At 43.3% G+C, this 21,885-nt stretch carries 15 protein-coding genes, 5 pseudogenes and 1 other annotated feature; of the genes and pseudogenes, 19 read left to right on the forward strand and 1 reads right to left on the reverse strand.

Features of this window, described 5'->3' with window-relative positions; all coding sequences use genetic code 11:
- Positions 1 to 115 precede the first annotated feature (115 nt).
- From polA to rplT, 19 genes and pseudogenes are all read left to right on the forward strand, one after another.
- A pseudogene (polA, locus tag JCM19037_RS05250) lies at positions 116 to 2,751 on the forward strand (DNA polymerase I).
- Positions 2,752 to 2,763: 12 nt separating this feature from the next.
- Positions 2,764 to 3,583, forward strand: a pseudogene (gene mutM, locus JCM19037_RS05255) (DNA-formamidopyrimidine glycosylase).
- A gap of 84 nt (positions 3,584 to 3,667) precedes the next feature.
- Positions 3,668 to 4,327, forward strand: coding sequence for a sporulation membrane protein YtaF (ytaF, locus tag JCM19037_RS05260; RefSeq protein WP_042398605.1), 660 nt, complete (start codon positions 3,668 to 3,670; stop codon positions 4,325 to 4,327).
- Positions 4,328 to 4,341: 14 nt separating this feature from the next.
- A complete protein-coding gene (gene coaE, locus JCM19037_RS05265; RefSeq protein WP_042398608.1) occupies positions 4,342 to 4,938 on the forward strand; it encodes a dephospho-CoA kinase in 597 nt (198 codons plus the stop codon).
- 98 nt (positions 4,939 to 5,036) lie between these two features.
- A complete protein-coding gene (locus tag JCM19037_RS05270; RefSeq protein ID WP_042398610.1) occupies positions 5,037 to 6,065 on the forward strand; it encodes a glyceraldehyde-3-phosphate dehydrogenase in 1,029 nt (342 codons plus the stop codon).
- A gap of 128 nt (positions 6,066 to 6,193) precedes the next feature.
- Positions 6,194 to 6,667: a transcriptional regulator NrdR gene (gene nrdR, locus JCM19037_RS05275; protein ID WP_042398612.1), complete on the forward strand. Its 474-nt coding sequence runs from the start codon at positions 6,194 to 6,196 to the stop codon at positions 6,665 to 6,667.
- 54 nt (positions 6,668 to 6,721) lie between these two features.
- Positions 6,722 to 8,116 carry a replication initiation and membrane attachment family protein gene (locus JCM19037_RS05280; protein WP_152548953.1) on the forward strand — a complete coding sequence of 465 codons (1,395 nt, stop codon included), beginning with the start codon at positions 6,722 to 6,724 and terminating at the stop codon, positions 8,114 to 8,116.
- A gap of 3 nt (positions 8,117 to 8,119) precedes the next feature.
- Positions 8,120 to 9,061: a primosomal protein DnaI gene (gene dnaI, locus JCM19037_RS05285; protein WP_042398614.1), complete on the forward strand. Its 942-nt coding sequence runs from the start codon at positions 8,120 to 8,122 to the stop codon at positions 9,059 to 9,061.
- An 86-nt stretch (positions 9,062 to 9,147) separates the two neighbouring features.
- The gene (gene mqnC, locus JCM19037_RS05290; RefSeq protein ID WP_042398616.1) at positions 9,148 to 10,272 is read left to right on the forward strand and encodes a cyclic dehypoxanthinyl futalosine synthase; all 1,125 of its coding nucleotides are present in this window, start codon (positions 9,148 to 9,150) and stop codon (positions 10,270 to 10,272) included.
- A gap of 150 nt (positions 10,273 to 10,422) precedes the next feature.
- On the forward strand, positions 10,423 to 11,268 hold the full coding sequence (gene ytxC, locus JCM19037_RS05295; RefSeq protein ID WP_042398618.1) for a sporulation protein YtxC: 846 nt from the start codon (positions 10,423 to 10,425) through the stop codon (positions 11,266 to 11,268).
- Between the two features lie 304 nt (positions 11,269 to 11,572).
- Entirely contained in the window at positions 11,573 to 11,752 is a 180-nt protein-coding gene (locus JCM19037_RS05300) for a hypothetical protein (RefSeq protein ID WP_042398619.1), read from the forward strand.
- Positions 11,753 to 11,771: 19 nt separating this feature from the next.
- Entirely contained in the window at positions 11,772 to 12,080 is a 309-nt protein-coding gene (locus JCM19037_RS05305; protein ID WP_042398621.1) for a DUF4212 domain-containing protein, read from the forward strand.
- Positions 12,081 to 12,109: 29 nt separating this feature from the next.
- Positions 12,110 to 13,777 carry a sodium:solute symporter family protein gene (locus tag JCM19037_RS05310; RefSeq protein ID WP_042398623.1) on the forward strand — a complete coding sequence of 556 codons (1,668 nt, stop codon included), beginning with the start codon at positions 12,110 to 12,112 and terminating at the stop codon, positions 13,775 to 13,777.
- A gap of 1,426 nt (positions 13,778 to 15,203) precedes the next feature.
- Entirely contained in the window at positions 15,204 to 15,431 is a 228-nt protein-coding gene (locus tag JCM19037_RS05320) for a hypothetical protein (RefSeq protein ID WP_042398626.1), read from the forward strand.
- Complete coding sequence (locus JCM19037_RS05325; protein ID WP_042398629.1) at positions 15,401 to 16,351, forward strand: AimR family lysis-lysogeny pheromone receptor; 951 nt, start codon at positions 15,401 to 15,403, stop codon at positions 16,349 to 16,351. The genes JCM19037_RS05320 and JCM19037_RS05325 overlap by 31 nt, the downstream gene beginning before the upstream one ends.
- A 312-nt stretch (positions 16,352 to 16,663) precedes the next feature.
- A pseudogene (thrS, locus tag JCM19037_RS05330) lies at positions 16,664 to 18,593 on the forward strand (threonine--tRNA ligase).
- Positions 18,594 to 18,669: 76 nt separating this feature from the next.
- Positions 18,670 to 18,796, forward strand: a sequence feature (ribosomal protein L20 leader region).
- Positions 18,797 to 18,871: 75 nt separating this feature from the next.
- Entirely contained in the window at positions 18,872 to 19,381 is a 510-nt protein-coding gene (gene infC, locus JCM19037_RS05335) for a translation initiation factor IF-3 (protein WP_042398632.1), read from the forward strand.
- 47 nt (positions 19,382 to 19,428) lie between these two features.
- Positions 19,429 to 19,629: a 50S ribosomal protein L35 gene (gene rpmI, locus JCM19037_RS05340; protein WP_042398635.1), complete on the forward strand. Its 201-nt coding sequence runs from the start codon at positions 19,429 to 19,431 to the stop codon at positions 19,627 to 19,629.
- A gap of 32 nt (positions 19,630 to 19,661) precedes the next feature.
- Positions 19,662 to 20,014, forward strand: a pseudogene (rplT, locus tag JCM19037_RS05345) (50S ribosomal protein L20).
- Between the two features lie 373 nt (positions 20,015 to 20,387).
- On the opposite strand, the pseudogene brnQ reads toward rplT, so the two are convergent.
- A pseudogene (brnQ, locus tag JCM19037_RS29895) lies at positions 20,388 to 21,760 on the reverse strand (branched-chain amino acid transport system II carrier protein).
- Positions 21,761 to 21,885 lie beyond the last annotated feature (125 nt).

Below are 21,885 nucleotides of genomic sequence, written 5' to 3' on the forward strand. Positions count from 1 at the left end.
TGTACGCATTTCATATTTTTTACCAATAAATGAATGACTATACTACTGAAAGAGAAACGCTAAGCGAGATATGATAAAATATGAACAGCAATAGAGAACGGAAAGGGGTCTTCCATTGGAGAAACTTGTACTTATAGACGGAAATAGTATTGCGTATCGAGCATTTTTTGCATTGCCACTCCTGACAAATGATAAAGGGGTGTACACAAATGCGGTGTACGGATTCACGAATATGCTAATGAAAATTCTTGAAGAGCAAAAGCCGACACACATTCTGATTGCTTTTGACGCTGGGAAAACGACGTTTCGACACAAACAATATGAAGCGTATAAAAGTGATCGACAAAAGACACCACCAGAGTTGTCAGAACAGATGCCGATCATTCGCGAGGTGCTAGAATCATTAAGCATTCCATCGGTTCAAGTTGAACTATATGAAGCGGATGATATTATCGGAACGCTTTCTAAGCGGGCTGAAGAACATGGACAAGACGTGCGTGTGTTTACAGGAGACAAAGATTTATTGCAACTCGTAAGCGAGCGTACTCACGTCGCCATTACAAAAAAAGGAATTACGAATGTTGACTGGTATGATGAAGCGGCAATGAAGGAGACGTACGGCATTCCAGCTATACAGATTCCTGACATGAAGGGACTTGCCGGTGATTCGTCCGACAACATTCCAGGGATTCCTAAAGTTGGAGAGAAGACAGCACTCAAGCTACTAAAAGAGTTTGGCGATATTACTGACGTGCTGGACCATGCAGATGATGTATCGGGTCCTAAATTGCAGGAACGATTAAAAGAGTTCCGCGATCAAGCGCTTATGAGTAGAGAGTTGGCGGTCATTGACCGTGATTCCCCTGTTGATATGAGCATCGAGGCATTGGCTTATTCAGGCTTTGATTCGTCGGCTGTGCGGAAACTATTTAAGGAGTATGGCTTTAATTCCTTAATGAAGCATCTCGACAACGACGATGATCACCCAGAAGAAGCGAGCGCTGAATTGGACGATTTTACATTTCAACATGAAAACGATGTGACGAGTCAAATGCTCGTCTCACCCGCTGCACTGATCATTGAAGACCCTGTGGAAAATTATCATCATGCGGACCTATGGGGGATGGCAATTGTAAATGAACAAGGTTCGTTCACCGTGCCAGTAGAAGCTGCGCTCGCGTCGGATGATTTTAAAGGCTGGCTCGCTGACAGCACGAAAAAGAAGTATCTGTTTGACGCAAAAAAATCTACGGTAGCACTAGGTTGGCGAGACATTGCACTCCAGGGGGTTGAGTTTGATGCGCTCATTGCTTCTTACTTAATTGACCCGTCATTATCTAGTCACGACCTTGCCGACATTTCAGAACGAAGAGGTCAACATACCGTGCTTACGGATGAGGAAGTGTATGGCAAGGGTGCAAAGCAAAAGAAGCCAGAAAAAGATGCGCTACTTGATCATATTGCAAGAAAAGCAGCGACGCTTTGGAAACTCGTTCCGATGCTGTCAACAGAACTCGAACAGAACGATCAAAAAGACCTTTTTGAGACGTTAGAACTTCCTTTGTCCACAGTACTAGCTGAAATGGAGCTGTTTGGGGTGTCTGTTGACCAAGAACAGTTGAAAGTGATGGGGACAGAACTAGAAGAGCGTTTAACGACGTTAGAAAAGGACATCCACACACTTGCAGGCACAGAGTTTAATATCAACTCACCGAAACAGCTTGGACCGATTCTTTTTGAACGCTTGGAGCTTCCGGTCATTAAAAAGACGAAAACAGGCTATTCCACAGCGCAGATGTATTGGAGAAGCTCGAGGACAAGCATGAAATCATTCCGAAGCTGTTGCTCTACCGTCAAGTGTCCAAATTGAAATCTACGTACGTAGAAGGCTTATTGAAAGTGATTCATGAAGATACAAACAAGATTCATACTCGGTTCAACCAAGCGCTCACGCAAACCGGCCGATTAAGTTCTGCGGATCCGAATTTGCAAAACATCCCGATTCGACTTGAGGAAGGACGAAAGATCCGAAAAGTATTCGTCCCTTCAAAAAAGGATTGGGTCATTCTAGCTGCTGACTATTCACAAATTGAATTACGTGTGCTTGCACATATGTCTGGTGATGAGAAGTTGATGCAAGCTTTTCATGAAGGTGAAGACGTGCATACGAAAACCGCTATGGATGTTTTTGATGTATTGAAGTCTGAAGTGACGAGTGAAATGAGAAGAAACGCAAAAGCGGTCAATTTTGGCATTGTGTATGGCATTAGCGACTACGGACTGTCTCAAAACTTAGGGATTACGAGAAAAGAAGCACAGTCTTTCATCGATAAATACTTTGAAACGTATCCGAAAGTGAAGCAGTATATGGATGACTCGATTGCACATGCAAAAGATGAGGGTTATGTGAAGACGTTATTAAAGCGTAGACGGTATTTGCCAGACATAAACAACCGGAACTTTAATTTGCGTGGATTCGCAGAAAGAACGGCGATGAACACACCGATCCAAGGCACTGCAGCTGACATCATAAAAAAAGCGATGGTTGACGTTGCGAATGCACTGACAGAACGAAATTATGAGAGCCGCTTGCTACTACAAGTGCACGATGAACTCATTTTTGAAGTGCCGAAGAATGAATTGGCGGATCTTCAACAACTGGTTACGCAGTTAATGAGTGAAACTCTTCCGCTTGATGTTGAACTCGTCGTAGATGTCGAGCACGGAAACACTTGGTATGAAGCAAAATAAGGAGCTAGACGTATGCCGGAACTTCCTGAAGTAGAAACAGTCAAACGAACGCTCATCGAGCTCGTCGAAGGAAAAGAGATTGTAGAAGTTCAAGTCGGATGGCCAAAAATGATTAAGCGTCCAGATGATGTTGAACATTTTAAAATGCTCGTTCGTGGTCAGCGTATGGAAACGATAAAACGAAAAGGAAAGTTTTTGATCTTTCATCTGAGTGATTACGCCCTCGTTTCTCATTTGCGTATGGAAGGAAAGTACTCTCTTGTGACGACGAATGAGCCGGATAAGCATACACATGTACGGTTTCTTTTTACCGATGGTACGACGCTTGAGTACCAAGATGTGCGGAAGTTTGGTACGATGCATCTGTTTGATAAAGGTGATGAGCTCATCCATGCTCCATTGAACAAGCTAGGCCCAGAGCCCATTCTTCCTGATTTCACAGCCGAGTACCTTCTCGGAAAAATAAAAACAACGTCTCGGTCCATTAAAGCGGTGCTTCTCGACCAGTCCATCACCGCAGGTCTTGGCAACATCTACGTGGACGAGGCGTTGTTTCGAGCTCGTATCCATCCTGGGAAGATCGCGTCTCAGCTCGATGCTGAAGAAGCAACCCGAATTGTTATCCACGCAAAAGAGACGCTAGAAGATGCCATTCGAGCGGGCGGCTCTTCCATCCGTTCTTACTTGAATGGCAACGGGGATATGGGTATTTTCAACAACAGTTATTTGTTTATGGCCGTAAAGGCGAACCGTGTAAAGTATGCTCCGCCCCGATCGAAAAAATGTAACAGCGGGAAGAGGCACACATTTTTGTAGTCACTGTCAGCGGTAACGAAAAGTACCTCCTCAATACGTACGTCGGATAAGTCTAAAACATAGGCTATTGTGAGTACGTAGTTTGAGGGGGCTGACTCGTTTGGATTCCTTTGTTGCAATACTTATATTGGCGTTTGCCGTAAGTGTAGATGGTTTTGGTGTTGGGATGACGTATGGATTAAGAAAACTGCGGATTTCAATGATCCCGATATTGCTCATTGGTTTGTGCTCGTTCTCCGCAGTATTATTATCGGGGATGGTAGCCAACGCCTTGTTTCAATATATACCGGTAGCGTTTGGTGACTACATTGGTGGGGGCATTATCATTCTCATCGGGGTGTACGCCATTATCCAAGCCGCACACCACTCTAACGAAGCAGGGACAGTACCATCTGTGCAAATCAAACCGCAAGCAGATGAAAAAATGCTCAAGTGGGAGTTTAAAAAGCTCGGATTAGTGATTCAAATTCTAAAAAAACCGACCGTTGCTGATATGGATAACTCCGGAAGTATTGGCGTGAAAGAATCCGTGCTTCTTGGAATTGCCTTGTCTTTAGATGCGTTTGGCGCGGGATTTGGTGCCGCAATACTTGGTTACTCCATGATTTGGTTTGCTTTGTTAGTTTCGGTGATGTGTGTGTCATTTTTAATACTCGGAAAAAAAAGCGGACGAAAACTGGCAAACGTAAAGATGTTCGAAAAGCTCGCATTTGTCCCAGGTTTATTACTCATTTGTATTGGTCTCATTAACTTTATTTAAGGAGCAAGGTACGTATGATCATCGGGCTTACAGGTGGAATTGCAAGTGGAAAAAGTTTTATTGCTGAACTGTTACAGCGAAATGGCTTACCGATTATTGATGCCGACCAGATTGCCAAAAAAATCGTCGAGCCAGGAGAAAAGGCGCACGCGCTAATCAAGGAGCGATTTGGGAACGGCGTATTTCACGATGACGACACGCTCCACCGCAAAAAACTCGGTGTTATTATCTTTAACGATGAAAAAGAGCGCCAAGCGTTAAACGACATTATGCACCCGCTCATTCAGGAAGAGTCAACCCGGCAACAAAGACATTACGAAGAAAAAGGTCATCGGACGATTGTGTATGATATTCCTTTACTTGTAGAGAATAATCGCATGGATAGCGTCGACCAGGTACTTCTCGTATTTGTGGACGAAAAGACGCAATTAGAGAGGCTAATGGAGCGTGACAACAGTAGCGAGGAAGAAGCGAAGTCCAGAATGGCTTCGCAAATCCCTCTAGATGAGAAGAAAAAATATGCGGATGAGATTGTTGATAATTCAGGATCTAGACTTGACAGTGAAAAACAAGTAGAGAAGATTCTAAAAAAATGGAATGTGCGTTCTTAACGTACAAATAGAAGAAAAACATCGTACAAGTATATGTTATATGATATACTAATTAGCGAATGAAGAATGATTAGTATATCATATTAGGGGGCACCGAGATGAAAGCAAAAGTTGCGATCAATGGATTTGGAAGAATAGGCAGAATGGCGTTTAGACGCGCCTTTTTCGAAGATGATATTGAAATCGTTGCAGTGAACGCAACGCATTCTCCAAAAACCCTCGCACATTTGTTACAACATGACAGCACACATGGGAAATTTAGTGCTCAAATTGATACAACTGATGATGCGTTTATTGTAGATGGTAAAGAAATTCGCCTTATTCAAAATCGCAATCCATTGGAACTGCCATGGGAAGAGCTTGGCGTGGATGTCGTTATTGAAGCTACGGGCAAGTTTGTCACGGGTGAAACCGCAGGCATGCACATTCAAGCAGGTGCAAAGAAGGTCGTTATTACGGCTCCTGCTAAAGATGAAGATGTGACGGTCGTTATGGGTGTAAACGAAGAGGATTATGACCATGAACATCATCACGTCATTTCCAATGCGTCGTGTACGACGAACTGCTTAGCACCTGTCGTGAAAACACTTGATGACGTGTTTGGTGTGGAAAGTGGTATGATGACAACGGTTCATGCGTATACAAATGACCAAAAGAACATTGATAACCCACATAAAGATTTGCGCAGAGCGAGAAGCTGTGGGCAATCGATTATCCCTACTACAACAGGGGCAGCAAAAGCGATCTCCCTCGTTTTACCTCATTTAGAAGGGAAGCTGAACGGGATGTCGCTGCGCGTACCAACGCCTAACGTTTCGCTCGTTGACTTAGTATGCGACTTGCAAAGTGATGTGACTGCAGAAGAAGTGAATGAAGCATTTCGATCTGCAGAAGAGAAAGAAATGCAAGGCATTCTCGGTGTTTGTGACGACCCTCTCGTCTCCATTGATTTTAACGGAGATGATCGATCATCGATTATAGATAGCATGTCGACAATGGTCATGAATAAGCGCCAAGTAAAAGTATTTGCATGGTATGATAACGAATGGGGCTATGCATGCCGTGTCGTAGACCTCGTCAAGTTAATTGGTAAGAAGATCAATGAGACGACGGCTATTAAAGGTTAACATTAAGGCGCAATGAAGACGTTACGTTTTCATTGTGTTTTTTCATGTTTTCTCGGAATGGAACAGCTGTTCAAGACATGGTATAGTATGAGTAGAATGCAAATGATAAAGAAATGGGGAGTCCAACAATGATCTGCCCGGTATGTCACTCGAATGGTACACGAGTGCTTGATTCAAGGCCGCATCATGAAGGTCGTTCAATCCGTCGACGCAGAGAATGTGAAGAATGCTCCCATCGGTTTACGACATATGAAACGGTCGAAGAAACGCCGATGATCGTCGTGAAAAAAGACGGTAATCGTGAGGAATTTAGTCCTGATAAGATGCTTAGAGGATTGATTCGCGCCTGTGAGAAGCGGCCGGTATCCATGGATACGCTTAAAGAGATTGTGCATGAGACTGAAAAGCAATTGCGAAGCGACCCGGCGCTAGAAGTACAAAGCGGCCGAGTGGGAGAATTAGTCATGGAACAACTGTCCGAAGTCGATGAGGTGGCATATGTCCGCTTCGCGTCTGTGTATCGACAGTTTAAAGATATTAATGTGTTTATTGATGAACTGAAAGATCTTATGAATCGCAGTGATGAAGGGGCCAAGAAGTGAACGATTCCGCTGAAGGGCCTTTTTGTGTGTAGAAAGAGAAAGCAGGTGTTGGTTTTGTCTTGGACATGGAGCGAAGTTCGGCCCGTTGATGGATATCGTGTGCGCATGATGGGACCGTTTTCGGAAATGGACCAAAAAGCACTGGTGCTGTTATACCAACCTTTAATTGGCGCTTTGGCCGTTAATGTCTATTTAACGTTATACTATCGGTTGGAAAGAGACACGTATATGTGTCAAGGAAGCACGCATCGTGAATTAATGGTTACTTTAGGCGAACAGATGCATTTGATTTTAGAAGCACGCAAAAAACTAGAAGCAATTGGGCTGCTAACGACGCTTATGCAACACCAAAACGACGGTGAAGACCGGATGTTTGTTTATGATTTAAAGACACCGTTATCAGCGAAAGAATTTTTGGAGGATCCGCTGCTCGGTGTTTTCCTGCAAAATCGCATTGGAAGAAACCGATTTAAAGAAGTTCGAAGAAGATTTAGTACTTCAAAACTTACCGGTGAATGGGAAGATAAAACGGTGGCATTTAATGATGTGTTCCAAGCGATAAAAGATTCTGAGCTTCAACAAGATCCTGTTGACGAGCATGTGGACACAGCCACAAGTCGACAGACTGAACAGCCGGTCATTGCAGGAGAACCTCTTGATCCGGTTACGTTAAAGACATTTTTGCCTCCATTCTTTTTACAAGAAAAGTTGCTTACGAACGAAGTGTTAGTCGTTGTACAACAACTGGCGTTTATCTACAAAATTGATGAAAAGACGATGAGTCGTTTTCTCGTCGAGGCAATGGTAGGTGACGACACGATTGATACAGAACGCTTACGGTTGAAAGTGAAGGATTGGTATCGGACGACCCATGGGCAAACCCCGCCAAAACTTGGGATGCGTACGAGTAAAGCGAGTCAAGATTCAAGTAAACAACCCGTAAGTGAAGATGATAAGATGGTACAGTACTACGAGCGAATCTCTCCACTGGACCTTCTTACTAGTCTATCTGATGGTGCTTCTGTATCCCCTGCAGACTTACGCTTAGCAGAGTCACTCGTTCACGATTATCAATTTTCGCCAGGTGTAGCGAACACACTCATTGATTATGTGATGCGAACGAACGATAAAAAGCTTGACGCTGCTCTCGTGCAGAAGATTGCGGGTCATTGGTCGAGAAAACGGATTAAAACCGTGGAAGAAGCGATGCGCCTTGCTAAACAGGAATACAAAAACCGTAAAGATGCAAAGCATAAACAAACCAATGCTCAAAAAGCGGCTCCGCGAAAAGCACGTAATCAAGGGTCAAACAGGCAGGATAAATTACCGAAGTGGTTGACAGAAGAGCCTAAGGAAACGAGCGAAGATACAAAGAAAAAGAAAACGAAAGAAGATCGACAAGCATTTGAATCTTTATTGGAACAATATCAACGAGGAGGTGGGGAGTAAACAATGGAACCGATTCGTGATTCAATTAGAAAGTATATGAATGAGAGTGGCTGGAATTCGAGGTTGAAACAAACGAGTGAACGTTTGTTTCAAGACGAGCGAATTGAGCAATGGTTACAAACGCATCAGGATGAGTTAGAAGATGGAGCTATTCAGCAAGGACTTTCACAGCTATATGAATACAAAAGTGCAAGTATCGACTGTGATCGGTGTACGAGCTTGGATAGTTGCACAAACTTGATGCGTGGGCATCAGCCTGAGCTTTATGTTGAAAATGGTCAAATTCAAATGCGGTACCTACCGTGCCCGAGTAAAAAAGCACATGATGCAAGGCGAGTACGAGAAGGGCTTGTCAAAAGCATGTACGTATCCGAAGAGTTTAAAAAGGCTTCTTTTAATGCGATTGATTGGGATGAATCAGATGATACAAGGGGAAAAGCTGTCATTCAGTCACTTCGGTTTGCTAATGAAACCCATCCAGGTGAGCAAGGTGAAGGCCTTTATTTGCACGGAATGTTTGGCGTCGGCAAAACGTATATTGCAGCGGCCATCCAGAACACGCTTGCAGAAAGAAACATCCAATCCATGCTCGTCTACGTTCCTGAGTTCTTTCGAGAAATGCGACAGTCGGTTGCCGATGGAACCGTCACTGAGAAATTAGAAGCGGTTAAGCGTGTACCTGTGTTGCTACTCGATGACTTAGGAGCAGAAACGATGTCAAGTTGGGTGCGCGATGATGTTTTAGGTGTGATCTTACAATACCGCATGACAGAAAAGTTACCAACGGTGTTTACGTCTAATTGGGATTATGATGAATTAGAAGATCACTTGAGTTTCTCCCAAAAAGGGGGAGAAGAACGCTTGAAAGCTAAGCGGGTAATGGAACGAATTCGACCGCAAACGACAGAACTTTTTGTAGCGGGAAGAAACCGACGCCACACATGAATGAGCAAAGATTGTCGCAGCAAAGAAACACACTATGTTACGATAGATGTTGAATAGAATTTGATTCGGGATTAGGAGGAGTCTTCATGAGTATCGATCACATCCTTGAAAGAGCAACGGCTGGGGAACGATTGACAATGGAAGATGCGGTTAGGCTATATGAAGTTGATGAGAACAACGAACAAGAAATGGAGAAGCTCGGAAAAGCTGCGGATACAATGATGAAAAAGTGGCATCCCGATCCGATTACGACGTTCGTCATCGGACGGAATGTAAATTATACGAACTTTTGTGATACGTACTGTCGTTTTTGTGCGTTCTATCGCCCACCAGGACATGAGGAAGGCTATGTTCTCTCCGACGAAGAAATCTTTAACAAAATCCAGGAAACCGTTGATGTAGGTGGAACGGAGATTCTTATGCAAGGTGGAACGAATCCTGATTTGCCGTTTACATACTACACCGACCTGCTAAGAAACATTAAAAAACGCTTCCCAGACATTACGATGCACTCATTCTCACCTGCTGAGATTTATAAGATGATGGATGTTTCGGGCATGGAACTTGAAGAAGTGTTGCAAGCGTTGAAAGATGCAGGGCTAGACTCATTGCCTGGTGGCGGGGCAGAGATTCTTACAGAAGAGAATCGTAAGGCTGTAAGCCGTCTGAAAATTGACTGGAAACAATGGATTGAATGTATGAAGACAGCTAAGAAAGTTGGCATGCACGGAACAGCTACGATGGTCATCGGATTTGGCGAATCTAATGAAGAACGTGCCCTGCATTTACAACGAGTGAGAGATGCACAAGACGAGACGAACTGCTTCTTAGCGTTTATCTCGTGGACATTCCAACCAGATAATACCCGTATGAAAGGGGAGAAAATTACCCCGAACGGTTATCTGAAAAACGTAGCCATTAGTCGACTGTTTCTAGATAATGTCCCGAACTTCCAATCTTCATGGGTAACGATGGGACCAGAAACCGGTAAGCGTTCTTTACATTTTGGTTGCAACGACTTTGGAAGTACAATGATCGAAGAAAACGTAGTGTCTGCAGCAGGGACTACACACAAAGTAAACAATAACCGGGCGCTAGACATTATTCGTGAAGCAGGTAAAACGCCTGCCGTACGTGACACGAAGTATAATACACGCCACGTATTTGCTGAAGATGAACGAGTATCCCGAGACTTTGAAATGCAAAACTAAACACTTGATCGAGAAGAAGTCCTAGCGACTTCTTCTTTTTATACCAATTTATTGGCATGTTTGTCCCTCATAAGCCATATGATGAATCAGAGTGAAGCGCTGAACGGTACGCGTACTGTAATTGACGTAAGGCACAGAGGGGGCTTGGGTGTGCATTCCATTGAATTTAATGATGGCATTAATAGTGTAAGTGTTTATGAAAGACTAAAAGGAAGCATTCGGGAAATCGCCGCTGATTTCTCCGTCGAGCAGCAAGAAGGACAATTACGTGTTCAACATTCAGGAACGAGTGATGAATGGTTAGAATCAATTGTTCCGTATGTGGCTACGATATTAACCGATGAGATTGTAGAGCGTTATGAAAGCCAATTGATGATCCAAAAATTTAAAAAAAGTCATGCATTGAAAGACCGTACCGAACAAGAACAAGTAATGGAATTGATGAAAGCCATACTATCAGGTGAAAGAACAGAGATTCCCATTGGAAAGCGAGTGAATCAACGTGTTGATGCGCTCTATCATTGTGTATATCGGCACCTTCAACAGTACTCCGTATTTCAATGGAACCCCTTCTTAAACTTTTGCATTGGAAGTTATATTCATTATTTAGATGATTTAACTGCAGCCGTTTTGGAAGAGTATACACTTGAACAAGAATATCAGACGATTGTAGAACAGCTTAGGTCTTATGTAGAAAGTTCAGAACCACAATGTACAGAAGTTCATCTATGGTATCCGAATCAAACGGAATTCCGCTTTTGTGATCAATCTGGTGTAGAGTGGGGACTTGCAAGAAGAACACACCATACGGATGGCACTCTTGTCTTTGAAGAGGGACTGCTTCCGAAAGAACGCATTATAAGTCCAATCGCAAGTCTCGCACCAAAACGACTTTATGTTTACACTGACCGGGATGACGGTGTGATTTTGACACTTCGTAACATCTTCCAAGAGAGAATAAACCTACGCGCCTTTGAGCAGTGGGAGTTTGTATAGATAAGACCTTTTATAGAAAATTGCTACAAAAACAAATGGCGGACAAACTCGTAGCAGAGTGAGATGCAAAAACATGCTATAGCTCGATACTCGATCGCAACTCGCGACGGGTATTTTTTATGGAGGAAATTTATGTTTCGTAAATAGTTAAAATAATATAAATTGACACTCATTTTTCTGTCATGTAAGCTAAGTACAACTCGCACTGCTGGAAGGGAGGACATGCTTATATTGTAAGCGGTTTCTTGAGTGTAGTAAAGTGAAATTTATTTAACATTTTTTTGTAAAAGAGGGGAATGATTTGATGCTCCTTATTCTTTTTTGGGGAATTGTCATTGCTAGTATTTTTCTAACGGTACGAAGGAAACAACCGATCTATTTGGGTGTGCCCATTGCTGCGATTGGTCTCTACCTTTTCGTTTCCATTATCCAAGTACCGCTATCGTTTCGTGAAACAATCACCTTTATCTTTGGTTTACGGTAATCGATGAGGAGGATTTCAGATGATTAAAGTGTCAAGTAAAGACGCAGAAAATTATTATAAAATTCGTATAGTTATGATTGTTTCTTTTCTTGTAGTTGCTTGTGCGGTTTCATTTGGTGTAGCACTATTTGCAGATTTCTTCTCGCAATTTTCTTTCATGGGAATGCCTCTTCACTATTATATGGGCGCGCAAGGTTCAGTACTCGTGTTTATCGTATTGCTTATCTTAAATGCTGTACTGAATGATCGATTAGATGCGAAGTACGGAGTTGATGATTCTGAGAATGAAAGAATTGTGGCTTCAAGCGGAAGAACATTAGACGAATAAAGTGATGTGAATGTCGGGAGGAGGATTATGTGGATACGCAAACACTAGTTTCTGTAGGAATGATCTTAGCTACCTTTGCTCTATATATTACAATTGCGATTTATACACGTTCGAAAGAAACGTCAGAATTTTATGTAGCATCAAGAGGAATACCTCCGTTTTGGAACGGGATGGCGATTGGTGCAGACTGGATGAGTGCCGCTTCGTTTATAGGTATGGCAGGTACGGTAATGATTCTTGGATACGATGGTCTTCCATATATCATGGGTTGGACAGGAGGATACTTGTTCTTAACCTTTTTACTTGCACCTCAATTACGTAAATACGGGCGTTTTACAGTTCCAGAGTTTATTGGAGACCGGTTTCGAAGCGATACAGCAAGGGTAATTGGTGCTGTAGCTACGTGTATTATTAGTTTTACTTACTTAATTGGACAGTTGTCCGGTTCAGGGGTTGTAATTGGACGTTTGTTTGCAATTCCTACTTGGGCTGGTGTATTACTTGGTGTGGGGATTATTGCCATTTATGCAACGCTCGGTGGGATGAAAGGGATTACGTGGACACAAGTTGCCCAATATCTCATTTTAATTATTGCTTACGTCATTCCGATTGTTTTTATGTCACTACAAGTGACGGGCAACCCGCTTCCTTGGTTGACGTACGGTAATGTTATCGATGAGATTGGGGCAATAGACCGAGAACTAGGGCTCACTGAATATTTTGCTCCGTTCTCAGAAAGTACACAAAGTCAATTCATTGCTCTCATGTTTACACTTATGCTAGGTACAGCAGCTCTACCTCATGTTATTGTGCGCTTTTATACAGTAACTACAATGAAGGCAGCAAGATGGAGTGGTGCCTGGGCGCTGATTTTCATTGGGGTGTTATATTTATCAGCACCTGCATACGCCGCATTTTCGCGCTTTATTCTGATGACACAAGTTGCCGGTCAACCGATGGATCAATTGCCGGCATGGGTGGATCGTTGGGTTGATACAGGCTTATTGTCCGTAGCTGACACAGATGGGGATGGAATTCTAAGTTGGCAAGAGATTACCGTCTCTCAAGACATGGTCGTTATGGCCACTCCAGAAATTGCAAACCTAGGTCTTTTTGTTATCGGTTTGGTTGCTGCCGGAGCGATGGCAGCCGCTTTATCTACTGCAGGGGGACTGTTAATTACGATCAGTTCATCCATTGCTCATGACGTATACTTCCGCTTATTGCGCCCAGATGCTAGTGACAAAAAGCGGTTAAAGGCCGGTCGTATTGCGATCTTTTTAGCAACGATTGCTGCTGGGTTGTTGGCGCTTGACCCGCCAGGGGTCATTACACAAATTGTCGCTTGGGCCTTTGCCATTGCTGGTGGGACGTTCTTCCCTGTCCTCTTCCTAGGGGTGTGGTGGAAGCGTATGAACAAGCAAGGGGCGATTGCCGGGATGTTAATTGGTCTGAGCACAACGCTCGGGTACATCTTTATGGCAATGAATGGATTCACGTTGTTCGGTGTCGGTGATACAGGAGCTGGGATCTTTAGTGTACCGATTAACTTGATTACGTGTATCGTCGTTTCCTTAATGACAAAAGCACCTTCACAAGAGATCCAAGAAGAAGTGATTAACCTTAGATACCCTGAACAAATGACGTATAAAGATGGAGAGATTTGGCTCGATAAAGAAGACAACGTACAAAAATAAAATTGCTGAGGGGGTTGTCTCAAAAGCCTCTAAAGTAAAATTGGAGTACAGATCGTTTTTGATCTGTACTCCAATTTTTGTATGTATGTTCTTTCTGTGTAGCGTTTTGGCGGGCAAGACCCTCCATTTCTTTAAATTGTGGTATATTCCGACTGATGAGAACGAAATGCGGTGCCTTCTGCGGGAGCAGTGCCGGGATGAGCCTCGCACGTCATATAATCTATATAGAATGAAGGTCATCGGACGTTCGGATGTGGAATTTCCCTCGTTATTTCATACGAATGGACCGTTATGATAAAAGCGAAATCAGTCCAATGGTGTTTATACTGGGTGGGGCAGGGAATGGTTCACATTGTGCGCGCTAGTTTTCACTTTCTGCGATCAAGTTTGCTCTTTTTAGCGATCTTTAGCGCTCATTCCGCTAAACTCCTGCGCGGTTTGTTCCAACTGGAGCGCAGATTCCAGGCTGAAGTGCCAACGACACGTCGGCACCGGCGAGGCCGAACCGAAATCGTTCTCGAGTCGGCGCGACTCGCGCCGACTGAATTTTGGGTTTTCAATTCAGGGTTCGGAACAAGGCGTGCGACTCAATGAACATCGCTTTGGAACTAGATGGCTTTTCATTTTCTTTAAAGTGTTGAACCTGGTTCCATAAACGAATGTTTGGAAGTAGATGCCTTTCGATTGGAATCAGAAATAGGCAAATTGATCACTTTTGATTGAATCTGATTCCAATCGGTGAACTTTGGAACTAGGTCCTCCGTTCCGCACAGGGAACCGGTCAACTTGGGCGGTACGATGAGGTGGTTGCCCTACACTCTGAGTGTCAAGTAAACACGGTGCAGGGGTGCAGCACCTTGCCGCCAATGTCGCACGTATAATCTGAACGACTAGCATCCGCCTGTAGTGGAAATCAAAAACCCCACTAGTTATAGATATCCGGTAAGCTGTAACGGATCTAAGTTACGAAATTCATTAATAGAAAAAGGGGCTGTACCCAAAGTCTATTCTAAGACCTTATGGGTTACACTCCCTCAGTTTTGTTCATTGTTTCCCGGGAAATAATGCAGATAGGTTTTTCGTTCAACAATGGAGGGTACTGCACACATAAAGGAGTTGTTTTTGTGGATATTTTATTCGTTGTTGGAATGATCGTTCTTAATTTTATTGCCCTTTACTATGTGATTAAGTGGCAGTCGAACACGGAATTAATGCTTCAAAACTCGTCAATAAAGAAAAAGACAACTTTGAGGAACCGTTTGACAGTGACAAATCATAGGGAATTTTGTAGAAATGATAGTAGTTCTGTCGGATTGTGTTGGCATTGATGGAAACCACTTGCCGTTTCACGTCGAACTGAATAAACTAATGAGTAGAGGCTGATTGAATCGGTGCGCCGTATGTAATTTTGGAAGGTGGAGTGGGAATGAGTAAGCTGAAAGAAGCATTACGAGAAGCGATGGATAAAGATCGCACGTTGGCACAATCGTTAGCGAAGGTGGCAGGTTATTCCAATCCGACACCTATCTACAAATTTGTTAACCATCCCGCGCGCGAGTTTCAATCGTTTGCCACCTTGTTGAAAGTGACGGAGGTGCATTCCCGGATCGTATTTTCGAACTTATGGAAACGTACATACCTTCTCTGGACGTAAACGGCAAAAATGCCCGCTATGCGTTAGAGTATACGTCTATTGAAATGCAACACCTTCACGATCAACATATAGAACGCATGTTGGACGCTTCAAATGCGGAGAGCGTAATTTATGCGCAATACTATAAGATTATGCAACAGATGAAAGTGCAGCTTTCTCCTGATGAAGATATGGTTAAGAATATCTCCAAACTTCCAGCTCCGACAGATGAAACGTATACACTCAAATACATTTCCATGGCCTATCTTTTTGCCCATGAAGGAGAACATTCGTTGTTTACGCTATGCTCTAAGCTTGCTTATAAGAGCATTGCCTTTTTGACAGAAGAATACATGGCGGAGAGCTATAAGATGAGGATACACGTATTACTAGGGGTATCCTATACTCAACTTAATCAGCTTGAGAAAGCTAGGCATTACTTGAAACAATTATATGACATTCATCGACCGGCGCTACAATCTTGGTTTTCGTTACATATGGGACGTTCTTATTTGTTCTCTGATTTTCAAAAAGCAGAGAACTATTTTACGGAAGGGATGAACAACCCCTATTCACTAGAACGTTTCGTTAGCTTAAATAAACGAAGTGCAAACTTATTGTATTCGTATTGGGGTGTGAATAAACATTATTCACTTGACGAGTCATTGCCAGTAAACCAGCTTTCGCATGTCATTTATTTAATTAGTCAAAAAAAACACAATGATTCTGTTCAGAAAATTAAATCATTAAATACGAACGCTTTATCTGAGTGGGACCGCGCAACGTTGTACTATTTTCAATATAGAATGACAGAAGATGACAGCTTCCTATATCAAGCAATCGCTGAATGTAAGCGTTGCAATGAATGGCATTTTAGAAGCGTATGTATAAAGGAATTAACCCATTTAAATCCTCACTTACGAGAGGCGTTAGAAGTGTAGGTTGCAAACTCTTCACATTCACTATATAATATCGGTACATTGAAATGGCACGGAAGAGGACACGGGCTCAAGATACAGATTTCAGAGAGAAAAGCCATCGGCTGAAAGCTTTTCATCCAAGGTCTTGATGCTCACCCCCTCGGAGCTGCAGCGAAGAACAAGTGTAATGAGTATTTGCTGCCGTACCCCGGGCGTTAACCGGTCTCAAGCGTATCAATTAATTTGTTGATGCATGAGGGTGGAACCGCGGGTATAGCTCGTCCCTTTTTTAGGGACGAGTTTTTTCGTGTTTACATTAAAGGAGATGAAAAGATGGCAGAATCAATTCAATTAACATTTCCAGATGGTGCTATGAAGTCATTTGATGTGGGCACATCGTTGGAAGAAGTTGCAAGTTCAATTAGCTCGGGTCTAAAAAACAAGCAGTCGCAGGGAAATGGAATGACCAGTTGGTCGATCTGCGTACGCCGATTGAAAGTGACGGCCGGATCGCAATTTATACGTATAAAGATCCAGAAGGTCTTGACGTGTTGCGTCATAGTAGCGCTCATACTTTGGCACAAGCAGTAAAGCGTTTGTACCCTGATGCGAATTTCGGTGTCGGCCCAGTCATTGAAGGTGGCTTTTATTATGACATTGATACTTCGCATACAATTACACCGGAAGACTTGCCTAAAATTGAAAAAGAAATGAACAAGATTATGGATGAGAATCATGAGATCGTTCGAAAAGTTGTTTCTCGAGAAGAAGCGAAGCAATATTTTCAGAACATCGGTGATAATTTGAAGTTGGAACTCATTGATGCGATTCCAGAAGGCGAAACGGTTTCGTTATACGAACAAGGTGAGTTCACGGACTTGTGTCGCGGGGTACACGTGCCATCTACGAGCAAACTAAAGAAAGTAAAACTGATGAACATTTCAGGTGCATATTGGCGTGGCGACAGCAACAACCAAATGCTGCAACGAATTTACGGAACTGCCTTCCCGAAACAAGCAGAACTGGATGAGCATTTGCGTTTATTAGAAGAAGCGAAAGAACGGGATCACCGAAAACTCGGTAAAGAGTTGGAGATCTTCACCGTGAACCAAAAAGTGGGTCAAGGGTTGCCACTTTGGCTTCCTAAAGGCGCCACCATTCGTAGAACAATCGAGCGTTACATCGTTGATCTTGAAGAGAGACTTGGCTACGATCATGTGTATACGCCGGTTTTAGGTAGTGTAGATTTGTACAAAACGTCAGGGCATTGGATCATTATCATGAAGACATGTTCCCGCCGATGGAAATGGACAATGAAGACCTCGTTCTCCGTCCGATGAACTGCCCACACCATATGATGGTTTACAAAAACAGTCTGCATAGCTATCGCGAACTACCAATACGCATTGCAGAACTCGGTACAATGCACCGTCACGAAATGTCCGGGGCATTAGCAGGATTGCAACGTGTCCGTGGGATGACGTTGAATGATGCTCATATTTTCTGTCGTCCAGATCAAATGAAAGAAGAGTTTTTGCGCGTCGTTGACCTCATTAAAAATGTGTACAACGATTTTGGCATAAATGATTATTATTTCCGCTTATCGTACCGCGACCCAGAAGATAAAGAGAAATATGTTGATAACGATCAGATGTGGGACAAAGCACAAGCTCTTCTAAAAGAAGCAATGGATGAAACAGGTGCAGAGTATGTAGAAGCTGAAGGAGAGGCGGCTTTTTACGGTCCTAAACTAGACGTGCAAGTGAAAACGGCTCTTGGGAAAGACGAGACGCTTTCTACAGTTCAGCTAGATTTCCATCTACCAAATCAAATGGACTTGACGTACATTGGTGAAGACGGGAAAGAACACCGTCCAGTCGTCATTCACCGCGGGGTTGTGTCGACGATGGAACGCTTTGTCGCTTTTCTCATTGAGGAGTACAAGGGCGCTTTACCGACGTGGTTATCCCCAGTACAAGTTCAGCTCATTCCGGTTTCTTTGGAAGTGCACAAAACGTACACAGAAAAAGTGAAAGAAGCATTACAAAAAGCGGGTGTACGTGTCGAAGTCGATGTACGTGAAGAGAAACTTGGCTATAAGATTCGCGAAGCCCAAACGAAGAAGATTCCATACACACTCGTTCTAGGAGATAAAGAACAAGATGCGTTGGAAGTGAACATTCGCAAATACGGGGAAACGGACACCGAGTCGCAACCTCTTGATGCGTTTGTTGAACAAATAAAAGCAGAAGCTCGTAAGTAGCATACGGTAGGAAATGGGTGTAGGGCGTTGACAATAGCCTAACCATCCTGTATAGTTATGAAGTATTGAACATGTTGCACTCAAGCAGAAGCGCCCGCTTCTCACCTGCAAAGCGTCGAAGTCTTCGGCAGTTACCAGGTATGCAATCGAACGTGATGGCAGTAGCGGGCGCCGTATGTTTACGGCCCCGCTTTTTTGTGTGCAAAACTGTTTTTGTGAGCATGTTTAGATTCATATCGCTTTAAATTTGACGGAGGTGGCTCACGATTCGTAAAGATATGAAGCTCAATGATGGGATTCGTGCACGTGAAGTGCGTCTCATCGACGCTAATGGCGAACAATTAGGTGTGAAACCAAAGCGCGAAGCGCTTGAACTAGCATCGAAAGCTGAATTAGACCTCGTTCTTGTTGCCCCTAATGCAAACCCACCGGTTTGTCGCATTATGGACTACGGAAAGTATCGTTATGAGCAACAGAAGAAAGAGCGAGAAGCTCGTAAAAAGCAAAAAGTCATTAACGTAAAAGAAGTGCGCCTAAGCCCGAACATTGAAGAGCATGATTTCAATACGAAGCTTAGAAATGCACGTAAGTTCTTAGAGAAGGGCGACAAGGTGAAAGCGGCAATTCGTTTCCGTGGACGTGCCATTACCCACTCACAAATAGGACGTGAAGTATTAGTCCGTCTTGCTGACGAATGTAAAGACCTTTCGACTGTGGAAACACATCCGAAAATGGAAGGACGCAGTATGTTCTTAATTCTTGCACCAAAGGCAGACGATAAGAAGTAAATATGTAGAGCGTTGCTCAACATGTAATGTGTAAAGGAGGAAACACCATGCCAAAAATGAAAACACACCGCGGTGCTGCGAAGCGCTTTAAGCGTACAGGATCAGGGAAATTAAAGCGCGGCCATGCAAACACAAGCCACTTGGCTGCTGCCAAAACAGAAAAGCAAAAGCGTCACCTTAGCAAACAAGCAGTAATGGACAAAAGTGATCAGTCACGCATTGAGCCGTTACTCCCATACAAAAAATAATCGGAAACAGGTAACCAGAGGAGGGATTGACGATGCCAAGAGTAAAAGGTGGAACAGTCACACGTCGTCGTCGCAAGAAGATATTAAAGCTCGCAAAGGCTATTACGGTTCGAAACATGCGTTGTTCCGTACAGCGAAGCAACAAGTTATTAAATCAGGACAATATGCATACCGCGATCGTCGTAATCGTAAGCGTGAATTCCGTAAGCTTTGGATTGCGCGTATTAATGCCGCTGCACGCATTAACGGACTTTCGTACAGCCGTTTGATGCACGGACTTAAACTTGCGGATATTAATATTAACCGTAAAATGCTTGCTGACCTTGCTGTCAACGACAAAGAAGCATTTACAGCACTTGCTGACAAAGCAAAAGCAGAACTATAAAAGACCAGCCTACGGGCTGGTTTTTTATATGGATAAAAGAATGATTACACGTACGTTACTACGTAGTGAAGTTGAATACGACTCACCGGTGCTATAACACCAACATGCAGACGTGCGTTTTGCGGTTTTATTTAGAAAAGAAATGAACATCAAATACGCTTGATCTGGATGTGTGCACGCTTTCGACATGGAAGTGCACACTTATGACAAAGATGTGCACTCAATCGACAGAGGAGTGCACGCTCTCGACAAATAGGGCATACGCTTCCAGAGACAACTCCAAATCCACAATCGCCGGCAGAATCAAAGATGAGTTCTGCCGGCGATTGTTCGGGTTTTCACCCTCATTATAAGTGCGCGTAGCGAGTGTTAACTACGTTGTATGGTTCCTTTGTTTTCTAGACACTAAATACCCAATCGCCGCACCGACTAAAGCAGGAACGACCCAGCCGAGGTCGAGTTGTGAAAGAGGTAAAAGCATCCTTAATTCATCAAGGAAGTTTGGTAGCAGGTTCGCTTCATCTAGACCGTCCATTGCGCTAACGATGGCTGTAAGCGTGACTGAAAAGCGATAGACTGCGGTTCTTCCTCCGAAGAGGTTGTGCGTAAATGCTAGCACAATGAGTACGATAATGATTGGATAGATAAACGTAAGAACCGGTAACGAAAAGGAGATGAGTGTGTCGAGTCCCATATTTGCAATGAAAAAGCTAAAAAGAGTAAGGATAAACACAAACAATCGATATGAAACCGATGGGAACCAGCGATTGAAATAGCGAGCACATGAGGCAATTAATCCAACGGCCGTTGGAATACAAGCTAAGATGATCGCTAGAGCAAGAAGGACGTTTCCTGTCAGTCCAAAATACTCAAAAGCAGTCAGTTGCAAGATTTGTCCACCATTTTCATGATCCCCTAAAACGTTAGCATTTACTGCGCCAAGGTAGCCTAAACCGGTATAAATGATCGAAAGCAACAGCGCAGCATAATACTCACTTTCCAAGTGATTTTACGCGTGTGTATGGGGTCATTTACACCTTGAGAACGAATGGCTTCGAGTACGAGAATACCAAAGACAAATGCAGCAATCGTATCCATCGTTAAGTATCCTTCAGTGAAACCAGAGAAAAAGGCGAACTGATCATACACATCTGTTGGTGCTGTAAAAGAACCCAGAGGCCCAAAAACCGCACTAAACAAAAGAATGGCGAGGACAACGAGTAAAAAAGGTGTAATGATCTTGCCAATCCGATCAATAAATTTACCAGGTGTCGCTGCGAGCCAGTAGACGATCGCAAAGTATAGGAGTGAGAATACAAGTAATGAAAAGGCTCCGATCGTATCTAAAAATGGCGTCACACCGATCTCGTAAGAAACAGCGGCTGTTCGCGGTACGGCAAACAGCGGGCCAATTGCAAGAAAGGTAAGAGTCGTGAACAGTGTCGCAAACAACGGGTGCACCCGCTTACTTATCGCTTCAGCATCGTCAGACCCTGTATAAACAATCGCAAGGACTCCGAGTATCGGTAGACCCACACCAGAAAGAAGAAAGCCGAGCATTGCAAACCAAAAATTCTCACCCGCTTCATAACCAAGGAATGGTGGAAAGATTAGATTTCCTGCACCGAAGAATAAGGAAAAAAGCATAAGTCCGATAAAAAAGATCTGTTTAGTGGAGAGTGTTGAAGTGTTCATTTCTGAAGCTCCTAGCTGTTTCAATTTTGAATAAGACCCAGTGTAGCACATTATGAACACGTATAAAAATTCAGATTTGTTGGTAATGCGCTTTCAATCTTACAATTTAGCAACACTTATCATGTTAATTTGTCAATGGATGCGTAATCGCTCATGTTCAAAAGTCTCTTGAGTGG

This window comes from Geomicrobium sp. JCM 19037, assembly GCF_000698105.1.
Classification (GTDB): Bacteria; Bacillota; Bacilli; order Bacillales; family Marinococcaceae; genus Geomicrobium_A.